This window comes from Neorhizobium galegae (genome assembly GCF_017877055.1).
In the GTDB taxonomy this organism is placed as follows: Bacteria; Pseudomonadota; Alphaproteobacteria; order Rhizobiales; family Rhizobiaceae; genus Neorhizobium; species Neorhizobium galegae_D.
The window spans coordinates 1-14,883 of the sequence record NZ_JAGIPG010000008.1 but is presented as its reverse complement, the minus strand read 5'-3'; the positions used below and the strand labels follow the sequence as shown (position 1 = coordinate 14,883).

Annotated in this window: 18 protein-coding genes and 1 pseudogene; 16 read left to right on the top strand and 3 right to left on the bottom strand. The window is 54.5% G+C overall.

What is annotated here, in order from left to right; genetic code table 11:
- Positions 1–64 precede the first annotated feature (64 nt).
- Complete coding sequence (locus J2857_RS30165) at positions 65–466, top strand: hypothetical protein (protein ID WP_210013759.1); 402 nt, start codon at positions 65–67, stop codon at positions 464–466.
- Positions 467–843: 377 nt separating this feature from the next.
- Here the strand turns inward: J2857_RS30165 and J2857_RS30160 are convergent, their stop codons facing one another.
- Positions 844–1,545, bottom strand: a complete 702-nt coding sequence (locus J2857_RS30160) for a hypothetical protein (RefSeq protein ID WP_210013758.1) — start codon at positions 1,543–1,545, stop codon at positions 844–846.
- Between the two features lie 484 nt (positions 1,546–2,029).
- Here J2857_RS30160 and J2857_RS30155 point away from each other — a divergent pair, with 484 nt between their 5' ends.
- Both J2857_RS30155 and J2857_RS30150 read left to right on the top strand, forming a co-directional pair.
- Positions 2,030–2,614, top strand: a complete 585-nt coding sequence (locus tag J2857_RS30155; RefSeq protein WP_210013757.1) for a hypothetical protein — start codon at positions 2,030–2,032, stop codon at positions 2,612–2,614.
- Between the two features lie 61 nt (positions 2,615–2,675).
- The gene (locus J2857_RS30150) at positions 2,676–3,194 is read left to right on the top strand and encodes a hypothetical protein (RefSeq protein ID WP_210013756.1); all 519 of its coding nucleotides are present in this window, start codon (positions 2,676–2,678) and stop codon (positions 3,192–3,194) included.
- A gap of 10 nt (positions 3,195–3,204) precedes the next feature.
- On the opposite strand, the gene J2857_RS30145 is transcribed toward J2857_RS30150, so the two are convergent.
- Together J2857_RS30145 and J2857_RS30140 are read right to left on the bottom strand one after the other, a co-directional pair.
- On the bottom strand, positions 3,205–3,786 hold the full coding sequence (locus J2857_RS30145; protein WP_210013755.1) for a zeta toxin family protein: 582 nt from the start codon (positions 3,784–3,786) through the stop codon (positions 3,205–3,207).
- 6 nt (positions 3,787–3,792) lie between these two features.
- Entirely contained in the window at positions 3,793–3,984 is a 192-nt protein-coding gene (locus tag J2857_RS30140; RefSeq protein ID WP_210013754.1) for a hypothetical protein, read from the bottom strand.
- A 282-nt stretch (positions 3,985–4,266) separates the two neighbouring features.
- Here J2857_RS30140 and J2857_RS30135 point away from each other — a divergent pair, with 282 nt between their 5' ends.
- The 13 genes and pseudogenes from J2857_RS30135 to J2857_RS30075 form a co-directional block, all read left to right on the top strand.
- On the top strand, positions 4,267–4,437 hold the full coding sequence (locus J2857_RS30135) for a hypothetical protein (RefSeq protein WP_210013753.1): 171 nt from the start codon (positions 4,267–4,269) through the stop codon (positions 4,435–4,437).
- Complete coding sequence (locus J2857_RS30130; protein ID WP_210013752.1) at positions 4,437–5,276, top strand: hypothetical protein; 840 nt, start codon at positions 4,437–4,439, stop codon at positions 5,274–5,276. Before J2857_RS30135 ends, J2857_RS30130 begins: the two co-directional genes overlap by 1 nt.
- A gap of 1 nt (position 5,277) precedes the next feature.
- Complete coding sequence (locus tag J2857_RS30125; protein WP_210013751.1) at positions 5,278–7,623, top strand: TraM recognition domain-containing protein; 2,346 nt, start codon at positions 5,278–5,280, stop codon at positions 7,621–7,623.
- A gap of 246 nt (positions 7,624–7,869) precedes the next feature.
- Positions 7,870–8,223: a hypothetical protein gene (locus J2857_RS30120; protein WP_210013750.1), complete on the top strand. Its 354-nt coding sequence runs from the start codon at positions 7,870–7,872 to the stop codon at positions 8,221–8,223.
- A gap of 47 nt (positions 8,224–8,270) precedes the next feature.
- Complete coding sequence (locus J2857_RS30115) at positions 8,271–10,673, top strand: hypothetical protein (RefSeq protein WP_210013749.1); 2,403 nt, start codon at positions 8,271–8,273, stop codon at positions 10,671–10,673.
- A gap of 63 nt (positions 10,674–10,736) precedes the next feature.
- Positions 10,737–11,210, top strand: coding sequence for a hypothetical protein (locus J2857_RS30110; protein WP_210013748.1), 474 nt, complete (start codon positions 10,737–10,739; stop codon positions 11,208–11,210).
- 96 nt (positions 11,211–11,306) lie between these two features.
- The gene (locus J2857_RS30105; protein WP_210013747.1) at positions 11,307–11,672 is read left to right on the top strand and encodes a hypothetical protein; all 366 of its coding nucleotides are present in this window, start codon (positions 11,307–11,309) and stop codon (positions 11,670–11,672) included.
- 7 nt (positions 11,673–11,679) lie between these two features.
- Positions 11,680–12,126 (top strand): hypothetical protein, encoded by a 447-nt coding sequence (locus tag J2857_RS30100; RefSeq protein ID WP_210013746.1) that lies wholly within the window; start codon positions 11,680–11,682, stop codon positions 12,124–12,126.
- A 10-nt stretch (positions 12,127–12,136) separates the two neighbouring features.
- Positions 12,137–12,613 carry a hypothetical protein gene (locus J2857_RS30095; RefSeq protein ID WP_210013745.1) on the top strand — a complete coding sequence of 159 codons (477 nt, stop codon included), beginning with the start codon at positions 12,137–12,139 and terminating at the stop codon, positions 12,611–12,613.
- Between the two features lie 2 nt (positions 12,614–12,615).
- Positions 12,616–13,077: a hypothetical protein gene (locus tag J2857_RS30090; protein ID WP_210013744.1), complete on the top strand. Its 462-nt coding sequence runs from the start codon at positions 12,616–12,618 to the stop codon at positions 13,075–13,077.
- Between the two features lie 80 nt (positions 13,078–13,157).
- Positions 13,158–14,150, top strand: a complete 993-nt coding sequence (locus tag J2857_RS30085; RefSeq protein ID WP_210013743.1) for a hypothetical protein — start codon at positions 13,158–13,160, stop codon at positions 14,148–14,150.
- Positions 14,147–14,650, top strand: coding sequence for a DUF6634 family protein (locus J2857_RS30080; RefSeq protein WP_210013742.1), 504 nt, complete (start codon positions 14,147–14,149; stop codon positions 14,648–14,650). Before J2857_RS30085 ends, J2857_RS30080 begins: the two co-directional genes overlap by 4 nt.
- Positions 14,640–14,883 (top strand): annotated as a pseudogene (locus tag J2857_RS30075) (hypothetical protein); the annotation flags it as partial. The gene J2857_RS30080 and the pseudogene J2857_RS30075, both read left to right, overlap by 11 nt.

Here is a 14,883-nt window from a genome sequence, read left to right as displayed (position 1 = left end):
CAAATGTGGACATCAACACGCTCTCGTGCTTCTATTCCTTACTACATAAATGAGAGCTGCCTCGATGAAACGCTCATTGTTTGCCTCACTGGCGATGTTATGTATTCCTCTCTGCGGACAGGCACTCTGCGCTGAGGTGGACGCCTTCATAATTTTCAAATGCCCTCCCGAGAGCCCATTTCTTTATATCGCGAATGACCCCTCTCTCATTCCGTTCGTGGACGAAGCTGGTCGCAACTACCTCATCGTTTTTGAGCTGAATTCAACTTTATTGCATCCGCAGGCTGAGGCGAATGTGGTGACGGTTGAAAAAGGCAAAGATGGATTCTACACAACCGACCGCGATCTCGTGAACGATGAATTTACGATCTCGGCGGAAGCCATCACCCATGTAAAACGTAAATTCGATCCACTCCATGGCGAAAGTATTGTTGGCTCCGAGGTGTGCTACCGAAGCCGACAATAGGTGAGCAACTCTTGTTTGCCACTTTTCCAAATCGCTATCGCAACGCTGTCGTCTGTAGAAACGAAATATATCTCGGACCCTCGGAAAATGCCTTCCTCAATATGCCCTTTGGATATATTTTGGTCTTCGGTTTCCGACACATTGACCCACTTTAATAGTGACGGATCAGCTTCTAGGCCTTGGACATAATATCCCTTGCCGCCGCTGTGACGTTCTCCGGGCCCTTTCCAATGAGAACTGTAACCTATGCTGCTTGAAGTGGAGATGTGGGTGACTTTTTTGTCTTCACAATCAATCAGGTAGAACCAACCCTGGTCCCATGGAAAACCTAGAATTAGAAAAGAAGCGAGCCGAATAAACTCCACGGGATAAGCCCTTCAGTAATACACTCGATAAAGATTTCTGATTTCCCGATCAAGATTGACGGCGATTTCCGTCATGTACCGTTCTGCATTGCCGACCGCCTCTTCAGCGATGGATACAGCATACTTGAACGTCGCGGTAGTTCCGATTGCGGCCGCCAGTCCGAGACCGGCCGCCACCCAAGGGTTCAAGGTCGTTGCGGCGGCGGCAACTACCTCGCCAGCTACTGCGCGAGCGGCATAGCCGGAAGCTACACTCTTTCCAATTTCGTAGGCGTATTGTGTCGGGGTGTTTGATCGATCATAGGCGTTAGAGGCGGTCAGAACTTTCGATGTGAATTTCATAAGGGGAGGCACGCCGTTTTCGATCACCCCCGCTGCCTTCATGTTGCTGATAGCCCCGTTTGCGATACTTAGCCCAGCAGACATAGTCCCCATAAAGCCGCTTATTGATTGAAGCGGTGGTTCCTGAGCGTAGTTCATTCGATCCGGGAGACCGTTCGTGTTTGCGTTCGGGTGAGAAAATATCCCTACGGAGACGCGCGTTTCCCCAGTGCCGAGGCCGTTCAATGCAGTCGAGGAAGCCGATGGCGAGCGAGGAAGGCCAAGTGCAGTAGATGTGTTAAAGAACGTGCCGTCGTTCCCCTGAGTCATCACCGCGCCGCTCACGCCGGAAGGTGACGAAGCTGCCGCGTTGACATCGGAGATGGTGCACATGTAAGAGCCCGATCCCACAGACGTTGTCGACGTTGGGGGCGGACTGCGGCTGGGTAGGAACGTGTCCATCGCGGCGGTCATCGCTGACCTGGATGCATCATTGCTCATCGCGGAAGCGGCATCGCCCGAGGGAGACGTGGCTCCATCTGCAGTACCTCCGCCCCCTGCAGAGGTGTTACCACCATCTCCGAGGTTTCCTCCACCATCACCTCCTCCACCGCTGTCACCTCCGCCGCCTCCGTCATCTAATACGCCTGGCGTAGTCGACCGTTGGGCTCTCCGTAGAAGGCTGGAAGTACGTCGGACGCTAGCTACCGCTGACGAGACCTCAAATTGCGATACGGTGTTGCTTTGCTTCTTCGAGGCGGTTCGAAGAAGAGAAGATGAGCGTTGAACGCTCTGAATAGCGGTTGACAAGTCTGAGGCTTGCGTAGTCATATCAGATGACTCTACTAGTTGAATTCAACTTCAGGCAGAGAATGTTATGCCGAGACTGTTGTTCAAATCGCCCAAGGCGACACGTATAGCGGTGGTCCATGCTAATTCTGGCACGCGAGTTTCCAAGGGTGATCTTCTATTAGAACTTCACGATTGGGAAGAGCAAAAGATTATGTCTCAGATCAAACGAGGTTTTGCTGAGAACGCGATCAAGGAAACTGAGATACAAGGGCCGCGAGTCCAGGAAAAAATTGCTGCGCTGGCGCAGATCGCTAACCAGAGGCAAGTCGCTCTTCAAGCGTCTCAGGATGTTTACGCCGCGCAGGTTGATGGACATAATAATGGACAGGGTTCGATCATCGACGTTGTTCGTGCGCGGCAAGACATGGCATTGAGGTCTTACCAAGTTCTGCAGGCAGCAGTTGAATTGGAGATCGTAAGTCGGAACGTATCGGATTCCCTGACGATCTTTTCTTCAGTTTCGTCGATCCTCACGAAGGAGGAATCTTATGTCAGCCAAGCTCGCGACCGGCTCAAAATTAAAGCGCCAAGCTCCGGCGTCTTCGACTGCTACGTCCTCAAAGGAACTCCCGTCAGACTCGGTCATCTACTTGGTGAGATCAAATACTGACACCAGTCAAACAGTATTCGCGATGATCGACTGTTACGTAGACGAGTTATCGGACAAGACGATGGTCGCTGAAGGCGACCCGATGTTTTTCTTGAACGCGTTCGAGATACAACGTGACACCTTTAAGCTTTCTCAAGAGTTGGCCCTGCTAGCGCTCACCGAAAAGCGTTTGGACGCGGCTTATCTCGATCAGCTCATATTTGCTCCATTGAAAGCCGCTATCGAACTGGCTGAGTCGGATCGAGATGCTGCGAATGAAGAACTTCAGTTCATTCAAATGGAAGTGGATGCCGGGGCAGCCTCGAAAATGGACTTAGACAGGGCTACAGCCCGCCTGGCCGAGATGGAGGTGGCCTTCTACAAGGCCAAAACTGAGAGCATACAAAAATCCATTGACGTGGAAGCAGAGCTTCGCCGCCTAGACGCAGACAAAAAGGATTTAAACGAAAGGCTCAAGCTGAACGCTGCGATAGCGGATATGTTCCGCTACCGCGCCCAAATCGCAGGCAAGGTCGAATATCACTCCTATCCAGGCGCATTCGTAGAGAAGGGCGACGCGATCTGCACGATCACAGCATGAGTTCGCAAGATCACGGGAACAGCTTTATCAGGCTTCGAAGAGTTCGATGAAACTCAATGTCACGAGACCTGTCGTAAACGATCTTCTTGTTCTCGATCTCAAAAACGATTTCGGGAATCCTGCCAGAGTTATCGATGATCGCAGCCGAGTGGACTAGGCTCAGGGCACGGCTCAGGTTCAAGAAAGAAGCTCGGTAGCGCCTGAGGATGTCCGGAGACGGAATGTGGTGGCCGCCGTCTGCAACACGGAAGCCCACGCGCTTGACGTTTAGCAGTGGATCATCCAGGGCGACGAAGAGAAGGCCAACCTCGAAGCCGTTCTTGATCGCGTCCTCGATTACTTTAATCGAGTGGTGGCTGCTCAAGGTGGTTTCGAAAACGAAATCGGCTTTTGTATCTATCAGTTCACGGACGCGGGTGACTGCCACCCTGCCCGCTTTGATCTGTCGCTCGCCCTTACTGAAATCGCCTTCGAGAGCTGCCTCAATGACATCAGCATTCACAAACTCGCCCGGAGGCTTCATCTTCGCGTAGATTGAAGACTTCCCGGAGCCGTTGGGACCGGCCAGGATCGTGCACTGCGGTTTCGACATGCTTATTTACCGGCTGGCGAGCTTGCCGGTAGGTGCCGGGATCGAGGAGGGTGTCTCTCGGGTGATCTTGCTGACAGTCGCTTTGGGCTTTGCTTCCGACCACGAAGGCTTGATCCCAAGCTTCTTCCCGCGCTCCTCGGCTTCCATGCCAATGCGCTCGATCTCAGGTAGCTTTTCATGCAGCAGCTTCAGCAGCATCGTGTTTCCTGTCGTTTCAGCGGATACATCATACCAAGAACCGTCACCGATATATAGCCACGATATGCGACTGAATCGAGGCCTGCCCTTTTGTCGGGCCCATCCTCTATGTCCGGCCTAACGCTCTGGATTCATAGATGGTTCATTCTGAATCATAAGCGCCCGAGATCATCAATCCCTCATTAATTGCGTTTGGACCATGATTTACACGCATCTTCCATGGTGGACAATGAGCACTTATGGTAATGACATATTGGATCGTTGAACCATGAGGATAATTGCATGCCCACCACATCATTCGAACTTACTGACGAGCAGTTTCGGGTCATCAAAGAGCTTGCCCTTGATCGGATGGCGAAGGGGAAGACCAAGAAATATTCGGCGTCCGCAATAATCCGCGAAGCCATCGAGAACAGTCTGCCTGCATTTCGCAGAGAGCTTGAGGGTCAATAATGACTGACGTCCTGCCGACCTCGACCGAGGTCCGTCCATCGCTTTTTAGCAAAATGCGCCTCCCGAAGATCAAGCGGCCGACTTTCCGTGTTCGTATCGATGCTGACGGCGTGCCGGAAAAGCATCGTGCTGAGTGGCCGAGCATGGAAGTCGCGCAAATTGCTTCTCGTGGCCGAGTTCTTGGTTCGCGTGTTTTAATCCTCTCTCAGTCAAAGATCATGCGGTCTGCTTTGATCGGGGTAGGTCTTTTCGCCGGTTACCATTTGGCGATCAATGCCGCGTCGGCTTGGATGCCTGAAATTCAAGAGCTGCCGCACGTGAGCCTCGCCATGCAGATCGACCACAGGCCCCCGAATTTCATCATGAATATGGGGCAGAAGTCGGCCGCTACCTATTTCGATTTGGGAGGAGGCCTGCAGGGTGATGGTCGTCTTGCGTGGATGGCCGATTATCGTCCTCGCCCGGATGGCCTTACCGTCGGCAATCTCAACGATCTTGTCGCAGCTATGCGCAAGGACCTTCCACGCTTTGGAAGAGTGTCGAAGCCCTGGGAGAACGTTGTTGCACTGCCATTTGGACCCAAGGTGTCCGGAGCGGAACAGGCAATCTCGAAGTTTGGTGACAGGCTGCAGACTGGCATCCTGATCGTGCTTCGCGACAGCGACGTAGTTCCCTTTGTCGCTCATGCAGAGGGTCAGTGGTCTGTCCTCCTCTTTAAGGACAAGGCGTGCCGCGCCTTCGTGGGGCCAGTCCCGTCGGGGTGTGAAGACAGAACGAAGTCTGGCACCGTTCCGAATGACGTTCGCCCCGTGCTCTCAATGATCGCTCCAAGAGGCTGATATGTTCAAAGGCATTTCCAAAGCGCTCGTTAAAGCAAGCGATTATGCTTTTCAGTTTAGCAAAAGCAGCAATTTGAAGGGGGATCGGTGGGCCTTCGCGAGTGAAATCGTACCATTCAGTCATTACCCCTCTGCGTGGTATCGGACACCAGCTGACCTGGTTCGCCCGCCGCTCTGGGATGGTAAACTCATCAATGGTGAAGATGCCGCTACACTCGCGTGGACCCAGGTCGATGATGACGTGATCAGCACCTTGCTTGCGAAGGCAGGTCGCCAGGCTCTGAAACTCAGCGCCATTCTCGCAGCGGGCGTTGCGTTGATCTCCTACCCGTTCCTGATGGATACCTGGTACATGCTGCCGGAATTCCCGATGTGGGCAGTTGAGAGCGGTGCTTATGGCGCAATCGCATCCTGGTCTCTGCAGGCGACCGCAGCGATGCTGTGGACCTGTGGTTCCGTTGCAATCTCGAACAGTTGGCCTATCGCCGTTCTCTTCCCAATTTTCTGGTGGAACGCTTTCACCGCCGGTATGCAGAGCTTGTGGGATCGCATCAGCTGGCGTCTTCGTGCGCCGACCAGCGATGCGCTCACCCTCTATCGCCTGAATGCCTCTAACCGACCTACCGAAATCACAGCTTATGGTCGCCAGGTGAAAAGCGCCGCAACGCGCAAGGAAACCAAGAGTCTGATCACGCTGGGCGAGGCTACCGGTATCATGCGCGACCGAGGTAATCAGCGATCACCGTTGAAAGGCCAGATGGTCTGCATCGACGAGGAGGCTCTCGGCAAACATGTTTTAGTCTTGGGGCAAAGCGGTACCCGAAAGACCACCTTGGTTCTCGCAAAAATGTTCCGGCGTATCATGGACGCTGAGTTCGGATCGGGTCGTACAATGGGGGCTTACGTCATAGACGGTAAGGGCATCCTGTATCGCGATCTTCAACCTTTCGTCCCAGAGGGTAAAAAGGTTTATGTGGTCGGTATCGGCGGGGATGAGCAATACGGCGTTGACGTTCTTGCTGGGATGGAGCCTGAAATGGCCGCATCGACTATGCTGCGAATGGCTCGTCAGCTTGATGCGGGTAACGGCAAGGGCGAGGGTCTTTGGAATGACGCTGCTGCCGAAATCTTCTTCAATTGCGCTCAGATTGCGAAAATCTTGGACGGGGAAGAGCTTCCGGTTGAAATGATGATGGAGCAATTCGAAGCTCGACCCTACTCTCTCTATGGTATTTATAAGCTCGCTACAGATCGAGATTTGCTCAAGGCTACAATCCTTGCAACCCGCTTGCTCTATAGCAAGAAATACAGAGACGACGGATCAGCGGAATCCGTGCAGTTTAAGGATGCCTACCTTGCATGCCGTGATCTGGAAACGGCATATCTCGACATTGCTAAGGAGACGGCGGACGGCTTTATGGTCAACGTGCGCCGCGTGTTCCAGGCTGCCTTCCGTCACAAGGAAGTCCGGAAACGCTTCTTCTGCGGGACTTACGGCCAGAAAGAGAATGAGAAGCTGGTCGCGATTGAAGAGGCGTTGAATGGCAACGTCGTCATGATAGCCATCAGCTCAAACACCGAAAATGAAGCTGGCACGTTGGCGACGATGTGGATGAAATGTCGCCTCATGTCTCAGGCTCTTCGTCGACAGAAATATCAGCCGGAGCTGATCGAGAAGTATTCCTGCTGCATGGTAGCAGACGAATACCAATCCCTGATCACCCATGACGAGAAGGACGACGCGACCGACACCAAATTTTGGAATGTGGGACGATCCACAAATTTGCACCTCATTGCCGCAACCCAGAGTATAGCAGCAATACAGCTTATGATCGGCGAGGTTGCAACGCGAAACCTCTTGAACAACTTCGCTACCAAGATCGTACTGAAAACCGACGAAGATGAAACCATCGAATACTATACCAAGATGATGTCTCAGGGCATGATGGCTCCTATCTCATACGACGATGTTTACGCCACCTACGAGGACGTAATCCGTAAGGAAAATCTCGGTCCGGAGCCGGGGCCGAGTTACCAACTGAAATTCTTTGACGGCTTGTGGCTGAACTCCTTCTCTCCGAGCACGAAGCCGCGTCGATCCGTCAACCTCGATCATGTCCGAGCAATGATCGAGCAGTTGAAGCCCGAAGAGCAGGTTAAAGCTCACATGGACCTGAATAAGGAAATCCGTGAGCGCGAACAGAGGGTTGTGGAGGCAATGCAATCGCGTGCCCGCATCTCAGTCGATGACTTCGGGAAGGGTGAAGGCTACGCGCTCTGCATGGTCGAGCGAGCTGGTCAGATGCGTGCCGACTTCGTGGACTTTGAGAAGACGGCTGATCTCTGAAAAGGAGGGGGCGAAAGCCCTCCCCTTTGGAAGGAGAAAGCAGGGAATATGTCCAAGTAGTAGTCAAATTAGATAAAATCTTACGAGTGTTCTATACCCGGATTTAACAGATTTTATCAGCAATATCAATTACTTAATACTTGACAAATCCGGCATATTCCAGCATTGTCTATGCTGACGGCCGATCCTTTGTTTCAAAAAAGGTCATCCCCGTTCTGTTTGTTTTGCGTTCGAACGAGGTTGAAGATGGCTGATAATGAGGGTGGCGGTAATTCATCGCCTTACGCTGGACTGGTCGAGAAGATCGCCGCAAACCTTGATGCTGACTGGCAAGAGGTGCAGCACCAGCGCTCCACCGAACTCCAGCAGTGGCAGGCATACGCCAACATGCTCAAGGGGCAGGATGCCTTGGCTGATGGACAGCAGCGTGGCGCTGAGACTCGTGACGGTAACTACGCTGCGGCAGGTGAACATTGGCGCGGTGTTAAGGCCGCTTCCAACACCCAGAAAGCTGAAAATGCGACCTGGAGCGCGACCCGGAAAGATGACCGGGAAGCCGCCAAAGATGTGCAGTCCGCTTCTCGCTGCCGAGCACGCTGATCATCCCATTCTTCTAATTCCGAAATCGTTGAGAGAGAGGTACGACCATGGCCGACGGCTTAAAAGAGCGCATTGGTAAACTCCTGCGTCCAATCTACGAATTCCGGCCTGGCCTTGGTATGGGTTTCGGTCGCGGCGGCTCCTTCATGTCGCAAGACGATTATGTGCTGCGTTATGGTCGCCTGATGCCAGGTGGTAGCTCCGCTAACGCCTATTCTCGCCCGGCTGTGGTTGAGACGCCTGAACACAAAGCTGCACTTGCTCAGGTGCAGGTGGATCAGGAAATTGAGGCCGCCTACAAGATGGGCCGCCTGATCAATCCTAAGCAGCTCACCGCTCTCTACAAGCAAGGGCGCACAGCCAAGTTGCCGATTGATACGGGTGCAGTTTTCTCCATCGAGTATAACAAGGTTGGCACCCCCACTCATGTGAAGCTCGATTTCGGTGGTGGTGATGTCTGGCGCTCTCGTGTCGGCTTCATGTCTGAGGCGATGACCGCGCATGCCCGTCGGGAAGCTGCATTGAAGTCCCAGGCCAAAACCAATCCGCCTGCAAACGCTCGTGATCAGGTCCGTGCAGCTGTCTTTGCGCCCGTTCTCGACAAGCTCAAGGCTTCTCGCGACCGGGATGTATATGACTTCCTCACTAAGGTCGAGGTAGCGCCTCGTAGCGTTCCCGCCTCTCCTTCCAAGGTTGAGAGCCAGGTAGAGGAACTGACGCTCAGGCAGGTGAATGTCCTGAGGAGCCACTACATCTCTCACGACGGAAACCAGAAATTTGAAAGCCTGAAGGATCATCCTGCTGCGCTTCGCGGTCATCCCGACGATACCGGCGTCTCGGCTAAGCTGACCCAGCTGGCGGCGATCCGCGATGTCCTTCGGGCTGAGCCAGAAGCAACTGTTAGCAGTCAGTCGGCTGCGCTCGGTCAGCCCGGCGAGACCTACTATCTGTCTGCCGACGGATCGGAGCTGCGTCAGACCTCCATCGTTAAGATTCATGACGAGGAACTCGATGACGTAATCGACCAGCCTTACGAGCGTTCCTATGACATCGCCACCCTGAAGCAGATCGGCACTGAGAATGAAGGCGTCGAATGGAAGGAAATCGATGCCATCGAGAAGGGCTTCGAGCCCAATGATGAGCAGGCAGCACTCCGCCTGGAAGTGGTCGAGCGCCTTCGTGAGGGTGACCTTGATACCCTAAATTTTGAGGGTGAAGGCGTTTCCTTCCACCTCGACGGCGACAACTTGATCGAGACTTGGACCGATCCGGACCAGTCCTTCGCATGGGATGCCAACAAGTGCGACGTCCCTCTCTTCGCCACGGAAACTCAGGATCAGGTTCTGACCCTTCAGCAGGCCGAGGATCAGGAAATCCGCGAACTCCTCAGCGAGAGCGTCGTCATTGAGCCGAACGTTCAGGAGCCGGTTGTTGAAGCCTCTCCCGTTGAAGTTCAGGAGAAGGCCGTCGAGCCAGTCAACGCTCTTGATGTCTCGCCCGCCTACCTGGAAGAGCGTGAACGCGCTGTTCAGGAGCAGGTTCGTGAGAACCTTGAGGCTGGCGTCTTGGAAGAAACCGACCTCTACGCCGATTACGACAATCAGACCTTCGAGCAGGAGCAGTCAGTAGAAAGCGAAGCTGCACGGGAGCGCAACGATTATGTCGCCCAGCTCTACAGCGAAGCCGAGCAGACACACGCTGCTTTCGAGATGGGCAACACTGCCGTCGCCATCGATCTGTCTGTCGCACCTAATGGCGTGGAGGACTGGGAATGGAAGCGTGCCGCCGACAACAGCCGTCTTGACCAGGAGGCAGCTGTAGAGGCTGAAAAGGCTCAGGTGGAACCTTGGATGTACGACGGGTACGAGACCCGCGTTGACATGGTCTCTCAGCTTCGCGAGCAGCCGGAAGGCACCGTCCTTCGTCATGAAAACGCTACCTACATGCTCAAGGGCAACGAACTCCTTGAGCGGACCCAGCACGCGGAATCGGAGGGGTGGGCTATCTGGGATGCAAACGATCCCCTTCAGCAGATCGACAGCGACTACAAGCGTGAACAGGACGTGCTCACCAAGTTCGGTCATCCAGATGCTGCTGAAGCATTTTATGAAACTCTGGACGAGGTAGAGGAAGAAGCTGTTCAGGTCGAAACTGCCAAGGCGGAAACCGTTTCAGCAGTTGAGACCCCAAACCAGTCGGAACTGCTGAACACCTTGAAAACAAGCGACATTCGCTTGGATCAGGTCGAGGCGACCGAGAAGGCTGAGAAACCTGTCGAGGCAAAGCGCCCTTCCTCTTGGGAGGAATACGCCAAAGGCCTTCTCGACGAGGCGAAGAAGGAAGGGACACTCCGCTCGGATGTTGCTGCCGACCTCGCCCGTCAGGAGAGCAAGGAAAAGGCCAAATCCGTATCGAAGAACGAGGGTGAAGAGCCCAGCCTTTCCGTCTGATCAACATCGGGAGCCGTCTTCGGGCGGCTCCTTTCATTTGTATTCTGGCAGAGGAAAACCATTATGAACGATCAGAGTAAGCAATACTTCAAATCCCTTGGTAAACCGGTCCTAGTCGTACTAATGGTTGCTGCGCTTTTCTATCATGAATGGATCGTGGCTTTTGCTACTCTAATCTCGATCTTAGCCTGGAATTATCACTACCATTTTCGATATGATCGAGCGTCGAGGTCGAAGAGGCGTTTGGCTTGGCTCAGCGTCGACCAGGCCGTCATTGCCCTGCTTTTAGGTGTTCCGCTTTTCCTCGGAGCCTACAGCCAGCTCAATGAGCAAGGGCACCCCTCAGCTTCGCAGCTATCTTCCTACGAGCGCACCTTTGAAGTTCTCTGCCTGAACTGGCGCGACGGGAACTGGTTTGACCGCAGCATCGGTCAGTACCGTGACCGCCGTTGGTGTAAGGACTACGTCCACCGCCTCCCAGGTGCGGATACTCAGGCCGTCGCCTCGGAAACCACCGCTGTTCAGCTCTGGAAATAATCCGTTCTTCTAATGCCCTATTAGCCCAACGCCCTATTGACATGGTGCCCAATGTCCACCATCATTTAGGCGTATCGAGTTTTTGAGGTGATAGCCATGACGAAGAAGTTTGATAGCGCCACCAAGGCGGGAAATGCATTCGGTGAACTTCTCAGCGATCTGCTGGCAATCGCACTCTTTGGCGCGCTGGTCTACTACGTCGCACTTCCGGTTGTCGGTTCCTTCATCGGTGCAATGATGACCAACAGCTATTACCGGAATTACTGTGATGTTTCGAAGTGTGTCCGCAAAGGCTTCGGATACGAACGCGCTGACGCAGCCGAGCGCCTGAAGGAAAGCCGCGACCGCGTAGCTGCCAGCCTTTGCCCGACCTATCACCAGGCCGGTGTCTGGGGTCAGTGGGTCGTTCACCGCAACATTTCCTGGTGCGCAGCCTATCCCCAGTACGACGTGAAGAAGTGAGATCAACATGACCAAGTTCCTTTCCAACAAAGCAACCGCGATGGCAGTTCTCGCGCTCTCATTCGCGCTGGCTATGCATGGCGAGCTGCTCCTCGGCTCCGGGCTTTTTTACGTCTACTTCCTCATTGTAATCCTGATCGCGGCGAAGGCATACGGCTCCTTCTCAGCCGGTTTCAAACCGTTCGCCGCAGTCCTCTTTTGCGGGAGCCTGTTCATGGCTCCCGCTCTCTATAGCGGGATCAGCGAGATGCGTCCGGATGCGGACATCCTCTCCACTCGCGAGGCCTACGCCCCAACACTTTGCCCGACGTATTTCAAGTCGAGTGGGTGGGAGCGCTACGTCCAGCGGCGGAACACGTCTTGGTGCCGCGACTACCCTCAGTACGACATGGCAGCTCAGATCGATACGGGATCGACGGCCAGCACGGAAACCACTGGCAACCTTTGGAAGTGAGAGCTGAATCATGAACCCGACTTCTATTCACCCTGACAACATCAAAGCACTCTTCAGCTATCGCGGCCTCATCCTTTTCATCGGGTTGAGCTTGGTTTTCATGGCCAAGGAACCACCGCTGGTCCAGCTTGGAGGCATGATCCTTGCTGTTTTCGCAATCGTCCTCACCATCCGGGCTCGCAGCCGTCGGAAGGTAACCGTCTGGGAATATCTGGTCGCTGCAGCTTGGGTCGCCGCCTGGCTCAGCCCGATCTATTTCGCCGTCAGCAAAGAGCCGAGCGCGCAGGCGCTACAAAACCGTGAAGGTTACTACCGGCGTCTCTGCCCCGATTGGATCGAGGGAAATCTCTGGGACAAGTACGTTCGCGGCCAGGAGCAGGCATGGTGCCGGAATTATGCAGATCGCCTTGCTGCTGAAGGCCTGCTGCAATCGGGCCAGCCGAAAGCTTCAGCGGAAGCCGTCTCCAGCAATCAGATTTGGAAGTGACCATGCAGCACGCACCTGTTGATCCTAAAGTATTGACGGTCTTCTCCTCTAAGGCTGGCCTGGTCATCTTGGCTGGTTGTGGGCTCCTCCTTTACGGCACCAAGCCCGACAACGAGATGTTCTTTTGCATCGGCGCTGCGCTTGTTGCCATGGTCTTTGCACACTCCATGTACCGGCAGTTTCAATACCGGCGATATGGTGCTGTTTTCGGTCATCTTATCGTAATCGGCATCTGCCTGTCGCCTAGCATCTATCTGTTCAACCAACAGCCGAGCGCTCGTGAGATCGCCACGCGAAATGAGATTCATGGTGACCTCTGCCCTAGCTGGTTCAAAATGAATTTCTTCGACCGCTACGTCGTCTTTCGCCACCGCGCCTGGTGCGCCAATTACGCTGATCAATATGAGCAGCCTTCTTCCGTTCGAATCTCGGCGGAGCAGTCCACCAAGAACCTCTGGAAATAATTACTGCCCTGCCCTGGATCGCTCGAAGGGGGAGGCTCACGCTTTCCCCTTTTTCATTTCCTCTCATTCCGGAGATCGTCATGAAAGCAGATAAGATCGAAACCTTGCGGACGCGCTATCCGTGGTACTTCGATCCGAGCGTTTCAACGCTTCCGGATGGTTGGTTTCATGCCGTCGATCATTTCCTCTCCCAGCTCAAGGACATTGGCGATCTTGCGGACTGCGTGATCGTCCGATTTGAGCGGATGCCCTATGGCCTGCAGGCCTTTGTCGCCCCCTGTCAGTTCAATTGGACAGGCGAGAGTGCTCTGGCACTCGTGAGGGCACAGGAGGCGCTCCTGCTGGCCTCGCAGTCGCTCTGTGAGGTCTGTGGCCTTCCAGGTGTCGAAACGCTGCCAGGAGCGACTGAGGGGGCTCAAGCTGGCTTCTTCTGTGAGGAGCACCTATCCTCGGCCGCCGTCCAGGTCGAACAAGAGAAAGCACGTTGGGCCGATCTCGCTTTCCTGTTCCGAGACGGCCCCCCTGCCCTCGACCGTTCGATGCCGGAAGACATCCGGAAGATCGCGTTCGACTACCTCGGAAAGATCGCTGCCAAAGTGCGCGAGTGGGATCAGGCCGGATACATCCACATCAAGCTTGCTTTCGATGAGGGTCTGCTGGTCATGAGACCTATCTACATTCCTGGCTACGAACTGATTGTTGGGATGGAGATCACTGAATTTTGCAGCACGGCCGAAGAGCTTGCTGACACTCGCCCGTATATCCAGGACTGGACTGACCGCGCTCGGACGATCTTTGGCACCCTCATTGATGAGGGGTGTGTGATCCGCCTGACCAGCCGCCAGTTCTATATTCTGCAGCAGACCTTGAAAATCGCGGCTTCGATGGAGGTCGGCTTCGTCCTGAAAGACTGCGTCGACTGGAATCCCGGCTATGAGGTCGATTACGATTGCGACACTACCCCTCACCTCGAAAAGGAACTCGATGGGTTGATGTCGGCGTTGGTCGTTCGCTTGGGTTTCACCGAAACTGATCGCCCTATCCTTCCCGAAGCTCCCGGAGGTCGCCCATGATGGCTGATATTTTGAACCCTGCCCCGACGTTTGAGCAGCTGGCGAACGCCCCTTCCCTCAATCGTTGGCGGGTCGTCGGTTACGGTCGCGAGGACCACATGCTGACGGGTGTCGTTCACGATCACCCGCGCCTCGACGATGGCAAGGTGATCTACACCTCGAAGCTTGTCCGCATGGACATGGCCGACGAACCGCAGTGGGCTGAGACCCAGAACAACTACTATGCTTTGGTCTCTCGCATGGGACCATGTGAAAGCCGCATCTGGGACCTGATCGAGAAGCATCATGTGGTCGTGATCAAGCCAGGCCATCCCTCGTATATCGAGCAGATGCGTGAGCTGTTCGGCCCGAAGATCATGCGCGTCGGCCAGTTCGAATCCACGCTCCTGGTGATGCTCGGCCGGAGGATCGTGACGAGGGAACAGGCCCATGACTTCTACCTGTCCTACTGCCAGGAAGTCGGCCTCGATCCTTTCGCGGGAGGCGAGGATGACGCATGAGGAAATGCTGACGGTGATCCGGACGCGCTTCGCTGCGCTCTGCGATCCGACATGGGAGGAGAAGGACTGGGAAATCTTCCTGGGTGTAGGTCAAGGCTGGTATCCGCTCGTGATCGAGTACCTGGAGCGTGTCGATGCTCATCTTGCTACGACTGCTTGGCACCGTCGTTTTTACCTGCGGCAAATCAAGGAAAAATTCGGGGGTCTCCGGATCATCCTGAGGCCGCAGCCCC